Origin of the sequence: Cognatitamlana onchidii, from assembly GCF_004804355.1 — a bacterium.
Lineage (GTDB): Bacteria > Bacteroidota > Bacteroidia > Flavobacteriales > Flavobacteriaceae > Cognatitamlana > Cognatitamlana onchidii.
This window is the reverse complement of the sequence record NZ_SRWZ01000001.1, coordinates 515,719-532,691: the sequence shown is the minus strand read 5'-3', so window position 1 is coordinate 532,691 and position 16,973 is coordinate 515,719. Positions and strand designations below refer to the sequence as shown.

At 36.2% G+C, this 16,973-nt stretch carries 18 protein-coding genes and 1 tRNA gene; 9 read left to right on the top strand and 10 right to left on the bottom strand.

Going from position 1 to position 16,973, the window contains the following annotated elements:
- Positions 1-64 precede the first annotated feature (64 nt).
- The 9 genes from E5D58_RS02495 to E5D58_RS02455 all read right to left on the bottom strand — a co-directional run bounded on the left by E5D58_RS02495 (position 65) and on the right by E5D58_RS02455 (position 7,128).
- The gene (locus E5D58_RS02495) at positions 65-859 is read right to left on the bottom strand and encodes a TIGR04283 family arsenosugar biosynthesis glycosyltransferase (protein ID WP_136480239.1); all 795 of its coding nucleotides are present in this window, start codon (positions 857-859) and stop codon (positions 65-67) included.
- 3 nt (positions 860-862) lie between these two features.
- The gene (locus E5D58_RS02490; RefSeq protein ID WP_136480238.1) at positions 863-1,732 is read right to left on the bottom strand and encodes a DUF547 domain-containing protein; all 870 of its coding nucleotides are present in this window, start codon (positions 1,730-1,732) and stop codon (positions 863-865) included.
- Between the two features lie 7 nt (positions 1,733-1,739).
- Complete coding sequence (locus E5D58_RS02485) at positions 1,740-2,624, bottom strand: sterol desaturase family protein (protein ID WP_136480237.1); 885 nt, start codon at positions 2,622-2,624, stop codon at positions 1,740-1,742.
- A 53-nt stretch (positions 2,625-2,677) separates the two neighbouring features.
- Positions 2,678-3,649 carry an arsenosugar biosynthesis arsenite methyltransferase ArsM gene (gene arsM, locus E5D58_RS02480; protein WP_136480236.1) on the bottom strand — a complete coding sequence of 324 codons (972 nt, stop codon included), beginning with the start codon at positions 3,647-3,649 and terminating at the stop codon, positions 2,678-2,680.
- A gap of 88 nt (positions 3,650-3,737) precedes the next feature.
- Positions 3,738-4,550, bottom strand: a complete 813-nt coding sequence (locus E5D58_RS02475; protein WP_136480235.1) for a purine-nucleoside phosphorylase — start codon at positions 4,548-4,550, stop codon at positions 3,738-3,740.
- Positions 4,543-5,172, bottom strand: a complete 630-nt coding sequence (locus E5D58_RS02470) for a TIGR04282 family arsenosugar biosynthesis glycosyltransferase (RefSeq protein ID WP_136480234.1) — start codon at positions 5,170-5,172, stop codon at positions 4,543-4,545. The genes E5D58_RS02475 and E5D58_RS02470 overlap by 8 nt, the downstream gene beginning before the upstream one ends.
- On the bottom strand, positions 5,165-5,659 hold the full coding sequence (locus E5D58_RS02465) for a rhodanese-like domain-containing protein (RefSeq protein WP_136480233.1): 495 nt from the start codon (positions 5,657-5,659) through the stop codon (positions 5,165-5,167). The genes E5D58_RS02470 and E5D58_RS02465 overlap by 8 nt, the downstream gene beginning before the upstream one ends.
- A gap of 9 nt (positions 5,660-5,668) precedes the next feature.
- The gene (gene arsS / locus E5D58_RS02460) at positions 5,669-6,724 is read right to left on the bottom strand and encodes an arsenosugar biosynthesis radical SAM (seleno)protein ArsS (RefSeq protein ID WP_136480232.1); all 1,056 of its coding nucleotides are present in this window, start codon (positions 6,722-6,724) and stop codon (positions 5,669-5,671) included.
- 68 nt (positions 6,725-6,792) lie between these two features.
- Entirely contained in the window at positions 6,793-7,128 is a 336-nt protein-coding gene (locus E5D58_RS02455; RefSeq protein ID WP_136480231.1) for an arsenosugar biosynthesis-associated peroxidase-like protein, read from the bottom strand.
- 119 nt (positions 7,129-7,247) lie between these two features.
- Between E5D58_RS02455 and E5D58_RS02450 the strand changes: the two genes are divergently transcribed.
- A complete protein-coding gene (locus E5D58_RS02450) occupies positions 7,248-8,489 on the top strand; it encodes a cation:proton antiporter (RefSeq protein WP_136480230.1) in 1,242 nt (413 codons plus the stop codon).
- Here E5D58_RS02450 and E5D58_RS02445 read toward each other — a convergent pair.
- Positions 8,486-9,628 (bottom strand): acyl-CoA dehydrogenase, encoded by a 1,143-nt coding sequence (locus E5D58_RS02445; protein ID WP_136480229.1) that lies wholly within the window; start codon positions 9,626-9,628, stop codon positions 8,486-8,488. The genes E5D58_RS02450 and E5D58_RS02445 overlap by 4 nt on opposite strands.
- A 96-nt stretch (positions 9,629-9,724) precedes the next feature.
- Here E5D58_RS02445 and E5D58_RS02440 point away from each other — a divergent pair, with 96 nt between their 5' ends.
- From E5D58_RS02440 to E5D58_RS02405, 8 genes are all read left to right on the top strand, one after another.
- A complete protein-coding gene (locus tag E5D58_RS02440; RefSeq protein WP_136480228.1) occupies positions 9,725-10,798 on the top strand; it encodes an anhydro-N-acetylmuramic acid kinase in 1,074 nt (357 codons plus the stop codon).
- A gap of 153 nt (positions 10,799-10,951) precedes the next feature.
- Positions 10,952-12,178 carry a Glu/Leu/Phe/Val dehydrogenase dimerization domain-containing protein gene (locus tag E5D58_RS02435; protein ID WP_136480227.1) on the top strand — a complete coding sequence of 409 codons (1,227 nt, stop codon included), beginning with the start codon at positions 10,952-10,954 and terminating at the stop codon, positions 12,176-12,178.
- Positions 12,179-12,189: 11 nt separating this feature from the next.
- Positions 12,190-13,584: a sodium:proton antiporter NhaD gene (gene nhaD, locus E5D58_RS02430; protein ID WP_136480226.1), complete on the top strand. Its 1,395-nt coding sequence runs from the start codon at positions 12,190-12,192 to the stop codon at positions 13,582-13,584.
- A gap of 52 nt (positions 13,585-13,636) precedes the next feature.
- A complete protein-coding gene (locus E5D58_RS02425) occupies positions 13,637-14,338 on the top strand; it encodes a MotA/TolQ/ExbB proton channel family protein (RefSeq protein ID WP_205660291.1) in 702 nt (233 codons plus the stop codon).
- 1 nt (position 14,339) lies between these two features.
- Entirely contained in the window at positions 14,340-14,732 is a 393-nt protein-coding gene (locus tag E5D58_RS02420) for an ExbD/TolR family protein (protein WP_136480225.1), read from the top strand.
- Positions 14,732-15,586, top strand: coding sequence for an energy transducer TonB (locus E5D58_RS02415; RefSeq protein ID WP_136480224.1), 855 nt, complete (start codon positions 14,732-14,734; stop codon positions 15,584-15,586). The genes E5D58_RS02420 and E5D58_RS02415 overlap by 1 nt, the downstream gene beginning before the upstream one ends.
- Before the next feature lie 3 nt (positions 15,587-15,589).
- Positions 15,590-16,807 (top strand): bifunctional folylpolyglutamate synthase/dihydrofolate synthase, encoded by a 1,218-nt coding sequence (locus E5D58_RS02410; RefSeq protein WP_136480223.1) that lies wholly within the window; start codon positions 15,590-15,592, stop codon positions 16,805-16,807.
- Positions 16,808-16,869: 62 nt separating this feature from the next.
- A tRNA-Val gene (locus E5D58_RS02405) sits at positions 16,870-16,944 on the top strand.
- The last annotated feature ends 29 nt before the right edge of the window (positions 16,945-16,973 follow it).

Below are 16,973 nucleotides of genomic sequence, written 5' to 3'. Positions count from 1 at the left end.
TTTATAAAAATAGACGATTAATCAAGCCTTTTGTAACTTTTTGTGATTTCTTAAGCTTGTTTTATTAATTTTTAACACTTATATATTTTTGATAAAAGCGATATAGCTCTTGGGCATTAGCTCCTAACCAGCGTTTAGCATAGATTGCCCAATAAAGATATTGAAGCTTCCAGATACCATGTTCTCTATACATTCTGGCAGAAGTTTTTAGTTTTTTATTGATTACTGTAAACTGCTTACGTTTATAAAGTTCATTAATAAAAATAATATCCTCATAAATGCTGAAAGTTTCATCGAAGCCTCCAATATTATTAAATAGGTTTTTAGTTATAAATTGACTTTGATCACCACCGCGGCATGCTCTCCAATTAAATTGCGTAAACCAACTGGCTAAACGAAGCCACCAGTGATGATGGTCAAACTGCATTCTAAAACACCCTGCCAGATGCCCTTTTTTAATTTCTTTTACGATGAGTCTGTCAAAATGCATGGGAGGAAAGGAATCTGCATGAAGAAAGTATAAAATGTCTCCTTGCGCATGCTTTGCACCCCAGTTCATTTGCTTTGCTCTACCTTTTTTTGATTTAAGAAGTATAATATCTGCCTTTAATGGATTACCCGTATTCGTTTTATTAGGGACTTTATTGTTTATAAAATAAAAGGCTTTCTTTGAATTGGAACTGTGTACGTCTGAAAAAGACTGTACTATTTGCGCTGTGTCATCAGTGCTTCCGCCATCTACTACAATGATCTCTGCTAATTGTCTTGAAGAACCTTTGGCTATAAGATGTTCTAGAAGTTTACCAATATTGGATGCTTCATTAAGAACAGGAATAATAACAGAGATTTTTGATGCCATACCTTAGTTGTTTAAATCCCAATTATAGTTTTTAAATGTTTTTTTTGCCTTTTCAGAAATAGGACTCTTCGAGTACTGGTTTAAGAAGTCTACTAAACTTCCGTTTTGCTTAAAATCTTTAGAGAACCATTGGAATATTTTTGAAAGCTCCAATTTGGTTGGAGAAAGCTCGTTTTTGGACCTGTCATTTAAAAAAACTTTGGCCGCATTATTAAGCTGATCGTCTAGTTGAGTTTCCACATAAGCTTTGTTACTTAGCTTTGGGCATGACACGGCAGCGCAAACGATAGCGAAATGAATTCTAGGGTCGTCCATTTTTCTTAAAATAGCATGCTCAATCTCGTTGAGGTTGTGCCATTTGCCTGCAAGTTCCCAGTGTCGTTGTTCCCAAGGCTTTTTTATATCTTTAATACTTTTTATGGGGTAATAACGCAAAATTAAATCTATTGTCATAGCATTGTAAGCGTTAATCCAATAAGCTAAAATAGCTTGTTTGCTCCAAGAATCATTTGGCATATTCTGGGATAGGGCATTAAGATATGCATGTAATTGAGTCTTTTCAGTTTTAAAGCCAGAGTAGTTTACCTTACCCGTGTTTGAAACATATTTTTGTAATAAACCATCCCATAAATTGTGGTTAAAGGATAGTGGTCCGGAATCTTTAGAGCTTTTTTTTTCTAACGGATTAGGTGGTTTAGGAGATAAAGGAATTTCGTTTACCGGTTCTAAAGGTGTTTCTAATTTGTTAGAAGAGGAATCTATAGGTTTGTCTTGTGGCAACTCCTGCTCTGGACCTTTTGTAGTTAACTCCTTTGTACTTCCACAAGAATAAAATATAATAAGAGTTATAACTAGCAGCGTTCTGTATATCATTTAAGCGTTATTTTTTGTTTAGAGGGTATACCTCCTGGCCTATAAAACCTTTCGGAAATGACGTATCTCCTTTAAACCCTAATTCAATATTCTTTCCGTTATATGGAATATAATTGGTTTTAAATATATAGTCCCAAATACTTAGTGTTAGTCCATAATTCACACCAAACCTAACATGCTTTGGTAATGTTTTTGCATGGTGCCAAATATGCATTTTAGGATTATTGAGAACGTATTTAAAGAAACCGTAATCCCAACCAAGATTAGCATGATTAAGATGACCTATAGCAATACTGAAGAAGTATACGAGAGCCACATCTTGAGAACTATAATTTCCAATAATGGCTAAAGGAATGTAGAGTAAAGATTTGTAAACAACAGGTTCCATCCAATGATAACGTAAGTGAGCGGCAAAGCCCATTTCTTTGACGCTATGGTGTACTTTGTGGAAATTCCATAGCCAGGGTATTCTGTGTAATAGTCGATGCGTATTCCATTGTACAAAATCGGAAACGATAAAAAAAATGAATAATCCGAGCCATTTAGGAAGCTCATTAACATTAAAAAGCTGTAAGTCTGATAATGTTAAATTAACAAGGCTGAGCGCATCATTAAACAGCGCTGCGGTAGTATTTGATAAGGCTATAAGTATAATTAGGTTAAGCAGAAAGAAGTTAAAGAACATGTAAAATGTGTCTAGCCAAAAGTCTTTTCTAAATATGGATTGCTGTTTTCTCCATGGAAATAAAATTTCTAAGAACCATACCAAAACCGAAATAGCGATTAACCCATAAAAATAATTATCCCAATGGTTTTGAAATAAGATTTCCTTTTTTAGATAATTCCAATAACCAGAATACGAATTTATTATGATGTCAATATACTTATTCATGGCATGTGTTAGGTTGCATCTGGAAGAGGCAATCATTAAATGGGCAAAACGACTTAACAACAACCGCCTCCATCATAATGGAAGGTGGATTCGCTAATAAAAATATCATCTCTTTTTAAACTGGCTAGGGCTCCAGCTGTTTTGTCGCATATAGCTAAAGGTTGATTTTTTAATAAAACATGCCCTTTTTTATCATCGAAATAGTCCTCTTCCCCATAGTAAATAGCAGCTTTGCCTGTAAAAATACAGGGGCCATCTTCGGGCATGGGGTCTTTTATGGCAGCTACCTCAATAGACTCAATATAGATTAGTTCGTCTGTAGGGTAGTGCTTAGGATCTAAAATTCTGTATGGTTTTCTAGCTCTAATTTCAATGGTTCCAAAACCTGCATCGGTTAGTGCTTTTACATATTCTGAAATAGGAAGACTTCCACTAAGGCATAAGGCTCTTAGGCGTTCATCGTTTCTCAGGGTGCCGTTCATGGGGTGCTCACAAGTAGGGTCACTCATAACCAAACGCCCATGAGGTTTTAAAACACGATGCATTTCGGCTATCGCTTTTTTTAAATCGTCTGCTTTAAAAATATTAAATAAGCAGTTTTGAGCTGCCACATCTATGCAATTATCTTCAACTGGTAAATGCATAGCATCTCCCTTCCTAAGATCTACAAACTCACTTTTAAACCAAGGGTTTTGCTTTTCTGCTTCTTCGAAATTTTTTCTCGAAGCTTCAAGCATTTCATCGACTACATCAATACCAACAACCCCGCCTTTTTGACGGTTAAAATAGGCAAATTGCAGTAACTCCATGCCTCCCCCAACACCAACATAAAGTGTTTTTGGGTTGTTTGTTAAATCACGAGCATGAACCGTAGAGCCACAACCATAATTCATTTCTTGCATGATCTTTGGAATTTTTAACCCCGGCAACTCCCAAATTGGATTTGTGGTACAACATAATCCGACATCTGGAGTTAATGCTGCCTCTTTGTATACATCGTGTGTGGTCTCTAAATAACTGCTCATATTTTTATTCTTTTAATGCTGTTTCAAGCGAAACGTAAACTCCGTTAAGGATATAACGAATAGCCTATTCTTATGGTAACGCCTTCAGTTATAATGTTTTTATAAGTTCTTTAAATAGTATTATCATATTCGGTTCTGCCTTTACTGCATTGGCAATAATATCTGAAATATCAACGGGATCGAGATTATCTGGGTCGCATTCATCTGTTAAAACCGATATGGCTGCTACTTTTAAATTTAAATGATTGGCAACTATAATTTCTGGAACTGTACTCATGCCTACGGCATCGGCTCCTATAATTTTTAGCATGCGGTATTCTGCTCTGGTTTCTAATTGTGGCCCTACAACACTTGCATATACACCCTCGTGAAGCGTAATATTGTTGGCTTTAGCTATGTTTTGAAATGCCGAATTTATTGTTGCGTTGTAGGGAGCACTCATATCGGTAAATCGCTCACCCAGTAGTTCGACTCCTTTAAAGGCTAGTGGAGAACTGCCTTGAAGATTAATATGATCATCAATAAGCATGAGTTCTCCTTTTTTAAAGTTTAGGTTAATAGCTCCTGCTGCATTTGAAACCAATAGGGTTTTAATGCCAAGTTTTTCCATAATACGTACAGGATAAGTAACGTCTTGTAGTGAATAGCCTTCATAAAGATGAAAGCGCCCTTGCATAACGACTACTTTTTTGCCTTCTAGATTGCCATAAATAAGTTTGCCTTTATGAAACTCAACAGTCGCAGTTGGAAAGTTAGGGATATGATTATAACTTACCTCTTTAATAATATCAACCTCATTAATTAATTGCCCTAATCCGGTGCCAAGAATAATACCAACTTCTGGTTGGTTAAACCCTTTTTCTTTCAGGTAATTTGCGGTTTCCTCAATATATTTAATCATGTAGTTGCTCGATTCTTTGTTGAAGTTTGTAATTCGATTTATAAAACTCTGAAGCTGTTAAATCTTCAAAAGTATCAATGTCGTTAAGCGTGACTAAGGTAGTAAAATCAATATGTTTATCTTCCAATTCCCGAAGCGTTTTTTGTAACAAATTAGATTGGCTCCATGGTTTGTTTTTGAAGATTATTGGGAGCATTTTATTTAGACCAATGAGGTAGTAGCCACCGTCTTCTGCTGGGCCAAAAACTACTGGATTTGATTTTAGGTTTTCAAGACCACTACGGATGTGTTTTTCTGAAATATCTGGTAAATCTGAACCAATTAAAACAATTCGGTTATAGCCATCATCAAAACCCTTTTGGAAAGCGTTTTTCATGCGTTCCCCTAAATCTTTTCCTTGCTGAACCGTTTTATAAGTATTTGGCCATTTAGTATCAATAATAGCATCTGAGAAATAAATACGTAGATCTGCCTTTAAGTTTTTTGTAGCGCGTTCGGTAACCTTAACTAATTCGCTATATACTTCAAAAGCACCTTGATTGCCTATGGTTTTGGCAAGACGCGTTTTTACTTTTCCCAGTTTAATGTTTTTTACAAAAACAATAACGAGTTCTTTATTCATATACTTTTATGCCTTTTTTTAACCACTTACTCCATGTTTTGGAGAAGGTATGAATACTGTCTGTTTCTTTTTTAGTTTTGCTGTAAACTGGTAAGTCGTGGTTTTTCCATTCGAAAATACCACCGTAAAGGTTTTTTACATTGTCATAACCAGCTTTTTTTAGTTTTTCTGCGATGTCCTCAGATCTTATGCCTAATGAACAATAAACAACTATCTCTGCTTCTTTATTGGGTATTCTGTTTGTTACGGAATCTATTTGAAAGAAATCATACCCAACATAAATTGCATTTTTAATGTGGCTGGTATTGTATTCTTTTTTTTCTCTGGAGTCCAATAGAACATAATGATTAACCCTTTCACTAAGGGAATCTACTGTTATGTACGGAATTGTTTCGCTGTTTTCTTGCTTGAGTAATTTGGATAGTTTTTTTTGTGAATAACCGAAAGTCGCGATCAAAAGTAGTGTATATAATATTATGTTTTTCATGATATGTTTTTATGCGACACTACCTTGACAACTACTTCCTGCTCCTGCAGTGCAACCATAGCAATGTTGAGAAATAACGATGTTTCGTCCTTCTAATAAGTCGCTATTATAGTCTGCGATATGCTTTGCTTTACTGTTAACAGGTAATTCAAGCATTTGATTAAAATCGCAGTCATACAAAAAGCCATCCCAACTTACGGATAAGGTGTTTGTACACATCACATGTTTTACTGCATTTGGATTATAGGCTTCTACAAGGCTGTACATATAATCCTCGTAGTTTTCGGAGGCTATTAAATAATCTAAAAAACGTGAAATAGGCAGATTGGTAATGGCAAACAAACTATGAAAGTGTATATTGAAATCTTCAAGTAGTGCTTTTTTAAAATCTTTTTCCATAGAAGATTGATCTCCTGGTAAAAAGGCCCCCGAAGGGTTATAAACCAAATCAAGCTTTAAACTGCTGTTGGGCATACCATAGCCCACGGCATTGAGTTGTTTAAGGGCTTCAATAGAAGCATCGAAAACACCATTGCCACGTTGCTTATCTGTTTTTCCACGGGTCCAATGTGGCATAGAACTTACCACATGAATATTATATTTTTTGAAGAATTCTGGTAAATCGTGATACTTTTTATTGGCTCTAATAATAGTAAGATTAGAACGTACAATGAAGTCTTTAATACCCACTTTTGCGGCTTCTTCTACAAACCATCTAAAGTTAGGGTTCATTTCTGGAGCCCCTCCTGTGAGGTCTAAAGTGTGAGCTTGGGTGTTTTTTATCACATCCAAACATTGTTGCATGGTCTCGCGAGTCATAATTTCCTTTCTGTCTGGACCAGCATCTACATGGCAATGCTCACAAACTTGGTTGCACATGTAGCCTACATTTATTTGAAGGATTTCAAGCTTTTTTGCTTGTAAAGGAAATTGATCTGTCTCAGAAATTTTTGCTTTAAAGGTAGGTAACTCGCCGTTCTGGAAAATGCCGTTCGACAAAATTTCTAGTTGCTTGTTGCTTTTAGCTAAAGCGCTCTCGCGTTTATGTAAAGATTTAATCGCCATTAATTAGTTGTCTTATTTGCTTTTTAAGCAGGAGTAAAAGGTGTGTTTTCTTTTTTTTAGTCTGTAAACTAACCATCAAGTTTGGTCACTTTATTCATCATTTGAACACCATGCACTAAAGTAGCTCCACTTTTTATTGCAGCACCAACATGAATGGCTTCCATCATTTCTTCTTTTGTAACACCTCTCTGCAATGTGTCTTTGGTGTAAGCATCAATGCAGTAAGGGCATTGCTCGGTGTGGGAAACAGCTAGGGCAATGAGAGCTTTTTCTCTAGCTGTAAGAGCGCCTTCTTCAAAGACTTTTCCGTAGTATTCAAAAAACTTATCGCCTAATTCTTGATTCCACTCACTTATTTTACCAAATTTTTTTAGATCTGCTGGGTCGTAATATGTTTTTTGCATCAGTTATTTTTTTTCTAAAGATATAAATCTAAAAACTTATGTCGGAATTTATGGAAAGACATAACATAATTTATTGATAAAGATTTTATAGTTTTAGTTTTTAAATAAAAAACTTCAAAATGAACGACTATTTTTTAATAATTACGGTTTTAATTTTTCTATCTGCCTTGTTTGGTTATATAAACGTTAGGTTTTTAAAACTGCCTAATAGCATTGGGCTTATGCTAATTACCATTCTCTTTACTTTTGGAGTTTTTATTTTAAGTTTTGTTGATTCCACCTTGCTTGAAGCCGAACGTTATATAATAACGCATATTGATTTTAAAACGGTTCTACTAGATGTTATGCTAAGTTTTTTGCTTTTTGCGGGTGCTTTACATACTAATTTTCAACAGTTAAAAGTACAGCGGTGGCCTGTTTTGGTGTTTTCAACTTTTGGTGTGTTACTGTCAACCTTTCTGGTAGGTTTTTTAATGTTTTATGTTTTGAAGCTAGTAGGCTTAAATGTAAGTTTTGTGCATTGCTTATTGTTCGGGGCTTTAATTTCCCCCACAGATCCCATTGCCGTTTTAGGGATATTAAAGAAGGCTGGTGTACCCAAAAAATTAGAAGCAAAAATTGTTGGAGAATCTCTTTTTAATGACGGCGTTGGTGTTGTAGTTTTTCTAACAATTTTTCAAATTGCGGCTTTAGGGAATGGTGATATCGAAGCTTTTGATGTTGTAAAGTTATTTGGTCAAGAGGTTTTAGGCGGTATTATATTGGGTGGTATTTTAGGTTGGATAACTTACAGGTTGATGCGTTCAATTGATGATTACGATATCGAGGTTATCATTACTTTGGCAGCGGTTATGGTTGGAACGGTAATAGCTCATAAATTTCATTTGTCAGCTCCGTTAGCCATGGTTACTGCTGGTTTAATAATTGGTAACGATACTATTAGAGGAAGTGCTATGTCTAAAACAACAGAAAGCTACGTAGATAAATTTTGGGAATTAATTGATATTCTTCTTAACAATATCTTGTTTGTACTAATTGGTATGGAAATTTTGGTACTGGCTTTTGAGCAAACATATTTAATTGCTGGATTAATGGCTATTCCAACGGTTTTAATATGCAGATATGCGTCGTTGTTATTTCCTATAAACTTCTTTAAGAAGCGCCTAAATTTCGTTCCCAAAACAAACTTGATTATGACTTGGGGAGGATTACGCGGTGGAATTTCTATTGCATTAGCACTCGGCTTAACTCAAGCTATGCATAGAGACCTATTTTTAGTTGTAACTTATATAGTTGTGGTATTCTCTATATTAGTTCAGGGTTTAACGGTTGGTAAACTGGTAAAAAACGTAAAAGTTTAATCTCTAAGTAAGCTTCTCGAGATTACAATTTTTTGAATTTCTGAAGTTCCTTCGTAGATCTGTGTAATTTTAGCATCGCGCATGAGTCGTTCTACATGGTATTCTTTAACAAACCCGTTTCCACCATGAATTTGAACGGCCTCAACAGTATGTTCCATCGCTACTTTAGAAGCATATAATTTAGCCATAGCGCTTGAATAATCATAATTATTACCTTGATCTTTATCCCATGCAGCCTTCATAACTAAATGTCTGGCAGCTTCAATATCGGTTGCCATATCGGCTAATTTAAACGCAATGGCTTGATGATTGCATATTTCTGTCCCAAAGGCTTTACGCTCTTTAGAGTATTTACGTGCCAGTTCAAAGGCGCCAGATGCAATGCCAAGGGCTTGAGCAGCAATACCTATTCGGCCTCCAGAGAGCGTTTTCATTGCAAACCTAAAACCCGACCCGTTTACGCCTATTCTATTTTTTTTAGGAACTTTTACATCATTAAATTGTAAGGTGTGTGTGTCACTTCCTCGAATACCTAATTTATCCTCTTTAGGCCCAATGTGAAATCCCGTTGTGCCCTTTTCCACTATAAAAGCATTTATGCCATGAGATCCTTTGTCTCTATCTGTTTGCGCAATAACAATATAAACATCTGCACGACCCCCGCTAGTAATCCAGTTTTTTGTGCCATTAATGATGTAATGATCTCCTTTGTCAATAGCGGTAGTTTTTTGAGATGTTGCATCGCTCCCTGCCTCAGGTTCACTTAAACAGAATGCTCCAACAAATTCGCCAGAGGCAAGTTTGGTCAAGTACTTTTCTTTTTGCTCTTCAGTACCATAGGTCTCTAATCCGTAACAGACTAAAGAATTATTTACAGAGACTATTACAGAGGCCGAGGCGTCAATTTTGGATAGTTCTTCCATAATAAGCACATACGAAATTGTATCCATACCACTTCCGCCATATTTAGGATCAACCATAATACCCATAAAGCCAAGGTCTGCCATTTTCTTTACTAGGGAATCTGGAAAGTGTTGCTTGTCATCTCGTTCAATAACTCCTGGAAGTAATTCTGTTTGAGCAAAATCGCGAGCGGCATCTCGAATCATAATATGTTCTTCAGTCAGGTTGAAATTCATAATTCGTAATTATTGCAATGTTTTAAATGAAAAATATTCACAAATATACGTTTTTAGTGAGAATTATTTAATGCGTATTGTTATTTTTACCAACGTATGGAAAAAAAGGAATACCATGTAATTGGTGTGATGTCTGGTACATCATTAGACGGCATAGATTTGGCGCAAGTAAGATTTCGTTTAGGCAAGGAATGGCAGTTTGAAATATTAAATGCCCAGACCATTGACTATTCAGAAAATTGGAAGTCAAAACTAAAGGGGTTATCCAATCATGATTACAATACGCTTCAGAGTATTGATAAATCTTACACGCTTTATTTGGGAGAGGTTATCAATGGGTTTATAAAGAGGAACAAGATTAAAGAAATTGATGCAGTTTGCTCCCATGGTCATACGGCGCGTCATCAGCCTGATTCTGGAGTGACATATCAAATAGGGAATCGAGCGGAACTAGCTACTCTAATTAGTCAAACGCTCGTTTGTGATTTTAGGGTGCAAGATGTTGCTTTTGGTGGTCAGGGTGCCCCATTAGTGCCAATAGGGGATAAACTGTTGTTTTCAAAATTCGATTATTGTATCAATCTAGGTGGGTTCGCTAATATTTCATTAGAGAAGGATAATACAAGGATTGCTTATGATATTTGCCCGGTAAATATTGTGTTAAATCATTATGCGAATCTCTTAGGCTTGGATTATGACGCAGGGGGTGGAATTGCAAGGTCAGGGAACATAGATATGGGATTATTAACTAAATTAAATGCGCTCGATTATTACAAGGCGCCTTATCCAAAATCATTAGGGGTAGAGTGGGTAGATCTTTGCGTTTTACCATTAATTGATGCTTTCAAGTTGGAGATAAAAACGATTCTTAGAACCTTTGTAGAACATGTTGCGCATCAAATAGTTGCGGAGTTAGATCAAGTAAAAGCACGACATAAATCTTCTGTTTTGGTTACTGGAGGAGGGGCTTATAATACGTTTTTAATAGAACGCATTAAGGACTTGACGAAACATGATGTTTTGATTCCTTCCAATAAGGTTGTTGAGTTTAAAGAAGCACTGATATTTGGTTTTTTGGGAGTGTTAAAACTTCAGGGCAAAAACAACTGTTTAAAAAGCGTTACTGGCGCAATTAAAGATCATAGTTCTGGTCAGGTATTTCTTCGTTAAAAAGTCTAAGATTTTAATCCTTTTGGAGACATAGTTTTTTATATTTGTTACAATAATAATTCAAATTACATTTCTTATGAATCAGCTTTAGCTACACTAAATTTTTATGCAGGAAATTTTAAAAGCTAATAATCATGTTGAATTTAAACGATAATGAAAGAATTATTAAAGAAGTTTGAAAACAAAGCACCCGAAATAGTATTTAATTGGAAAGACTCTGAAACAGATGCTGAAGGTTGGGTTGTAATAAATTCGTTACGCGGAGGAGCCTCCGGAGGGGGTACAAGAATGCGTAAAGGGCTTGATATGAATGAAGTTTTGTCTTTAGCTAAAACTATGGAAATCAAATTTACAGTTTCTGGACCAGCCATTGGCGGGGCCAAATCTGGTATTAATTTTGATCCTAGAGACCCAAGAAAAAAAGGTGTTTTGGAACGTTGGTACAACGCTGTTTCCCCACTTTTAAAAAGCTACTACGGCACAGGGGGAGATATGAATATTGACGAAACTCATGAGGTTATTCCAATAACGGAGCAAAGCGGCGTGTGGCACCCTCAAGAAGGTGTTTTTAATGGCCATTTTAAACCCTCTGAAGCAGACAAAATAAATAGAATTGGACAACTTAGACAGGGTGTGATTAAGGTCATAGAAAACCCTGAGTTTTCACCAGACGTCACCAAAAAATATACAATAGCCGATATGATTACTGGCTATGGGGTAGCAGAAGCAGTAAAGCAGTATTATCATATATATGGAGGTACTGTAAAAGATAAACGTGCCGTTATTCAGGGGTTTGGTAATGTTGGAGCGGCGGCTGCATTCTATTTGTCTCAAATGGGGGCCAAAATAGTTGGTCTTATTGATATTTCAGGAGGTCTTATTAAGGAAGAAGGGTTCTCACATAGCGAGATCATGCACTTATTCCTCAACAAGTCAGGAAATACTTTGACAGCCGAAAATTTAATTCCTTTCGAGGAAATCAATAAAAAAATATGGGCATTAAAGACAGAAATTTTTGCTCCTTGTGCGGCTTCGAGGTTAGTCACTATTCATCAAATTGACGAAATGATTGATAGCGGTTTAGAAGTTATATCATGCGGAGCTAATGTACCTTTTGCCGATAACGAAATATTCTTCGGTCCCATTATGGAACACACCGATTATAAAGTGAGTTTAATTCCAGATTTTATATCTAATTGTGGAATGGCACGCGTATTTGCTTACTTTATGGAGCGAAAAGTACAAATGACGGATGAGGCTATTTTCAAAGATACCTCCAATAGAATTAGGCAAGCATTAAGTAAAGTATATAATAGAAATAAATCAAAGACGGGAATGAGTGCGACCGCTTATGAAATTGCACTTGAACAACTTATATAACCCAAAAATTTATGGAAGCAGCAATTATTTTAGTATTCGTTATTGGCTATTTGGCTATAACCCTAGAGCATAGTATAAAAATAGATAAATTAATACCTGCGCTTGTTATGATGGCAATTTGTTGGGCGTTAATAGCTTTAGGTCTTGAAAGCTTCCCGCAATGGTTCGATTCTGGTGCACATGCTTTAATCGACGGTTTTGGACTTCTTGGACATGATGATAAAATGCATCTTATGGAAGAAACCTTACTCCATCATTTAGGGAAAACATCCGAGATATTAGTGTTTTTGTTGGGTGCTATGACCATTGTTGAAATTATAGACTATTTTGATGGCTTTTCTACCATTAAAGGATTTATAAAGACAAAGAAAAAAAGTAAAATTCTGTGGATTTTTGCAATCTTAGCTTTTATTTTATCTGCTATTATTGATAACCTTACAGCTACCATTGTTCTTATATCTATTCTGCAAAAAATAGTAAAAGAAAGAAATGTGCGTATCTGGTATGCTGGTCTTATAATTATTGCTGCTAATGCCGGAGGCGCATGGTCTCCAATAGGAGATGTTACCACAACGATGTTATGGATTGGTAATAAAGTCACAACGGGTAATTTATTTGGATATTTATTTTTACCCTCTTTATTGTGTATGGTGGTGCCTACGCTTATAGCCACATTTTTGCCAGTATTTAAAGGGGAATTAGATATGGATGTTGCGGTTGAAGATAAGCCAAAAAGCAGATTTAGTGGTACGATGTTGTACCTTGGTTTGGGAGCTATAGTGTTCGTTCCTATCTTTAAAGTAGTAACTCATTTGCCTCCGTATGTTGGGATGATGTTGTCCTTAGGTGTTGTCGCTACTTTTGCTGAGATTTACAGTAGTTCAAAATTTAGTTTGACAGATCATGATTCTTCCGAAAGCGACGCGCATGCACATCATAGTCCTGTACATCATTCACTTTCTAAAATAGAATTGCCTAGTATTTTATTCTTTTTAGGAATTTTAATGGCGGTTGCAGCTTTAGAATCTCTAGGCACCTTATATGGGTTTGCCTTATCTTTAAAAGAAGGAGTTCCTATGATTGGAACCGAAGTAGACGGTGCTAAGGTGTCGGATTTAGTTGTGTTGTTATTAGGGGTTGGTTCTGCAGTTATTGATAATGTACCTTTAGTTGCTGCAAGTTTAGGTATGTTTAGTGCAGGGCTAGATGACCAATTATGGCACTTTATTGCTTACTCTGCTGGAACAGGAGGTAGTATGTTAATTATAGGTTCGGCAGCAGGTGTGGTTGCTATGGGTATGGAGAAAATTGATTTTTTCTGGTATTTAAAAAAGATTTCTTTATTGGCGCTAGCTGGATTTATAGCAGGCGCATTGGTCTTTTTATTTACAAGAACACTTTTTTAGTATACGTAAACCCAAATTAGTGCGTTATAGAATTCAATATATTTAATATTATATGGTAAGTACAGTAATACAGGATGCCCAAGAAGGAGCAGAGGTAATTGTTGGGGAAGAATCGGTTGAAAAGACACTTTCAATAATAGAGTTAATAAGTAGCGGAGGCGTTGCAGGTCAAGTCATTATTGCTCTGTTGTTTTTACTTTTAGTAGGCGCTATTTACATTTATTTCGAGCGTATTTTCGCGATCAAAGCGGCCTCAAATGTTGATGCTAATTTTATGAATCAAATTAAGGATCATGTAAGTAACGGTAAAATTGATTCCGCTCAAATGTTGTGTGCTCAAGTAAACTCGCCTGTTTCAAGATTAATTGGGAAAGGAATTTCTAGAATAGGGAAGCCGCTCGCCGATATTAATACAGCTATTGAAAATGCTGGCCGTCTTGAGATTTATGGCTTAGAAAAGAACGTTAGTATTTTGGCTACCATCTCTGGTGCCGCCCCTATGATTGGGTTTTTAGGAACAGTGATTGGTATGATTTTGGCTATTTTTGAACTGGCAAATGCTGGAGGAACCATTCAAATGGATGTTCTTGCTAGTGGTTTGTATACAGCTATGACTACTACAGTCGCAGGCCTTATTGTTGGTATTGTTGCATATATGGCTTATAATCATTTGGTTGTTAGAACCGATAAGGTTGTGTATCAAATGGAAGCAAACTCATTAGAGTTTCTAGATCACCTAAACGAACCTACATAATATGAACTTTAGAGGTAGAAATAAAGTAACTCCAGAATTCAATATGTCGTCGATGACGGACATTGTATTCTTGCTGTTAATATTTTTTATGATTGCTTCTACGTTGGTAACCACTAATGCCATTGATATTTTACTGCCAAAAGCAAGTGGAAAGACGGAGAATAAGAAGTCTGTTGCAGTTAGCATTAAAAAGGATTTAACTTATTATATTGACCAAAAACGGGTTGGAGAGAGTGTTTTAGAAAATGAAATCATGGCAGCTTTGGCTTCTCAAGAAAAACCAACCATTGTGTTGCGGGCTGAAAAATCTGTGCCTGTTGAGAATGTTGTTAAGGTTATGGATATTGCCAACAGAAATAAATTTAAGGTCATACTGGCTGTTAAGCCTAAATAATGAAATATTTTAGAACTAAACACGAGCGCAATTCAGCAAAGTTAACGGCATTAATTGCCATAATTTTGTTGCTTTTGCTATTCGTGGTTGGTACTACCTATATGGATCCTCCCGAGGAGTACGGTGTTGCAGTAAATTTTGGTAATTCTAACCTAGGAAAGGGAAACAGGCAACCCTTAAAGCCTGTAAAGTCAGAACCAAAAAAAATAGAAGATGTGCCCCAACCAGATGTTTCTAAGTCAGAGCCAGAACCAGCAAAATCTCACGAAGCTACTGAAGAAGTTCTCACTGCAGACAATGCAGAGGAAATTGCTTTAAAAAAGCAAAAGGAAGCTGAAACCAAAGCTAAGGCAGCGGCAGAGGCAAAAGCCAAGGCGGAAGCAGAGCGCATGGCAAGAGAAAAACGCGAACAGGAAGCCAAAAAGAAAAAATTGGATGCCTTAATTGGTGGGGTTAGTAAGTCTGAAGGAACTGAAACTGGTAGTGAAGGAGATGATAATCAGTATGGGGATAAAGGTCAGTTAGATGGAGACCCTTATGCGCCAAGTTATTTTGGTGGTAAAGGTTCTGGAAGTGGTGGCGTAGGTTATGGTCTAAATGGCAGGGGAGGTGCGTCATTTAAAAGGTTGGCTCAAAATTGTAATGAGTCGGGTATGGTGATTGTTAAAATTGTCGTGAATAGAAGTGGTAATGTAATAGAAGCTATTCCTGGGGTAAAAGGCACAACCAATAATTCCAAATGTCTCCTAGATCCAGCAAAAAAAATAGCACTTTCTCACAAATGGCCAGCCGACTCCAAAGCACCAACAAGGCAAATAGGTTTTGTAAGTGTGAATTTTAAAATAAGTGAATAATAGATGACCTATAAAGATACACTGAACTGGATGTTCTCTCAACTTCCAATGTATCAAAAGCATGGTAAATCGGCGTTTAAAAAAGATTTATCGAATACGACTAAGCTTGCAAAGCATCTAGGTAATCCAGAAAAGCATTTTAAATCCATACATGTCGCCGGAACTAATGGAAAAGGATCTACAAGCCATATGCTAGCTTCGGTACTTCAAGAAGCAGGTTACAAAGTAGGTTTGTATACATCCCCCCATCTAAAAGATTTTAGGGAACGTATTAAAATTAACGGTGTTGATGTTAGCGAGAATTTTGTCGTCAGTTTTATTACTAAAAATAAAGCCTTTTTTGATGCTAGTGCCCTTTCTTTTTTCGAAATGACTGTGGGTATGGCTTTTGATTATTTTTCTAAAGAAGAGGTGGATATAGCTGTGGTAGAGGTAGGTATGGGAGGACGCTTAGATTCTACAAACATTATTATTCCAGAAGTTTCTGTAATTACCAACATAGGTTTAGATCATACACAGTTTTTAGGCGATACTTTGCAAGCTATTGCTTTTGAAAAAGGCGGGGTTATTAAGCCTCATATTCCTGTAGTAATTGGTGAAACACAGGAGGAAACAGTATCCGTTTTTAAAACTTTGGCAAAAAAGAATAATGCTGAAATTATGTTTGCCGACAAACTAGTTGTTCAAGGTTATAATTCAGATCTTAAAGGGAGCTATCAATTAAAAAATATAAAGACCGTATTTCAAACTCTGGAGGTTCTTAGAAGAAAAGGATATTTAATAACCGACGAACATTTAAAAATTGGACTGGCTGGAGTTATACAAAACACTGGGCTTTTAGGTAGATGGCAAACTTTGAATAAAACCCCAAAAGCCATATGCGATACTGGTCATAATAGAGAGGGGCTTCAATATGTCATGAAGCAGTTGGAACAAGAAGTGTATGAAAAACTACACATTGTTTTTGGAGTTGTAAATGATAAGGATTTGAGTACCATTATTGATTTATTACCAAAAACGGCAGCTTATTATTTTTGCAAGCCAGATATACCACGAGGGCTTGATGCTACAAATTTGAAAGCTATTTTTAAAGATTATCAACTATTAGGGGATAGTTATTTGTCTGTAAAAGAGGCTTATAAAAAGGCTCTACAAAATGCTTCAAATAATGATTTAATTTTTGTTGGTGGGAGTACATTTGTAGTAGCAGAAATAATTTAATTTTTTTCAAAAAAAGTTTTTGCAGTTTTAAAAACTAGGTTATATTTGCACACCGATAACAAGGGCGCGTAGCTCAGTTGGTTCAGAGCACTTGGTTTACACCCAAGGGGTCAGGGGTTCGAATCCCTTCGCGCCCACAAAAGCTTCCAGAAATGGAGGCTTTTTT

What these genes read in the sequence shown, in the direction of transcription:
- arsM (WP_136480236.1), bottom strand. Translation starts at nt 3,649, where the DNA reads ATGAGCAGTTATTTAGAGACCACACACGATGTATACAAAGAGGCAGCA.
- nhaD (WP_136480226.1), top strand. Translation starts at nt 12,190, where the DNA reads ATGGAAGCAGCAATTATTTTAGTATTCGTTATTGGCTATTTGGCTATA.
- E5D58_RS02445 (WP_136480229.1), bottom strand. Translation starts at nt 9,628, where the DNA reads ATGAATTTCAACCTGACTGAAGAACATATTATGATTCGAGATGCCGCT.
- E5D58_RS02490 (WP_136480238.1), bottom strand. Translation starts at nt 1,732, where the DNA reads ATGATATACAGAACGCTGCTAGTTATAACTCTTATTATATTTTATTCT.
- arsS (WP_136480232.1), bottom strand. Translation starts at nt 6,724, where the DNA reads ATGGCGATTAAATCTTTACATAAACGCGAGAGCGCTTTAGCTAAAAGC.
- E5D58_RS02470 (WP_136480234.1), bottom strand. Translation starts at nt 5,172, where the DNA reads ATGAATAAAGAACTCGTTATTGTTTTTGTAAAAAACATTAAACTGGGA.
- E5D58_RS02495 (WP_136480239.1), bottom strand. Translation starts at nt 859, where the DNA reads ATGGCATCAAAAATCTCTGTTATTATTCCTGTTCTTAATGAAGCATCC.
- E5D58_RS02410 (WP_136480223.1), top strand. Translation starts at nt 15,590, where the DNA reads ATGACCTATAAAGATACACTGAACTGGATGTTCTCTCAACTTCCAATG.
- E5D58_RS02440 (WP_136480228.1), top strand. Translation starts at nt 9,725, where the DNA reads ATGGAAAAAAAGGAATACCATGTAATTGGTGTGATGTCTGGTACATCA.
- E5D58_RS02435 (WP_136480227.1), top strand. Translation starts at nt 10,952, where the DNA reads ATGAAAGAATTATTAAAGAAGTTTGAAAACAAAGCACCCGAAATAGTA.
- E5D58_RS02425 (WP_205660291.1), top strand. Translation starts at nt 13,637, where the DNA reads ATGGTAAGTACAGTAATACAGGATGCCCAAGAAGGAGCAGAGGTAATT.
- E5D58_RS02465 (WP_136480233.1), bottom strand. Translation starts at nt 5,659, where the DNA reads ATGAAAAACATAATATTATATACACTACTTTTGATCGCGACTTTCGGT.
- E5D58_RS02450 (WP_136480230.1), top strand. Translation starts at nt 7,248, where the DNA reads ATGAACGACTATTTTTTAATAATTACGGTTTTAATTTTTCTATCTGCC.
- E5D58_RS02415 (WP_136480224.1), top strand. Translation starts at nt 14,732, where the DNA reads ATGAAATATTTTAGAACTAAACACGAGCGCAATTCAGCAAAGTTAACG.
- E5D58_RS02420 (WP_136480225.1), top strand. Translation starts at nt 14,340, where the DNA reads ATGAACTTTAGAGGTAGAAATAAAGTAACTCCAGAATTCAATATGTCG.
- E5D58_RS02455 (WP_136480231.1), bottom strand. Translation starts at nt 7,128, where the DNA reads ATGCAAAAAACATATTACGACCCAGCAGATCTAAAAAAATTTGGTAAA.
- E5D58_RS02475 (WP_136480235.1), bottom strand. Translation starts at nt 4,550, where the DNA reads ATGATTAAATATATTGAGGAAACCGCAAATTACCTGAAAGAAAAAGGG.
- E5D58_RS02485 (WP_136480237.1), bottom strand. Translation starts at nt 2,624, where the DNA reads ATGAATAAGTATATTGACATCATAATAAATTCGTATTCTGGTTATTGG.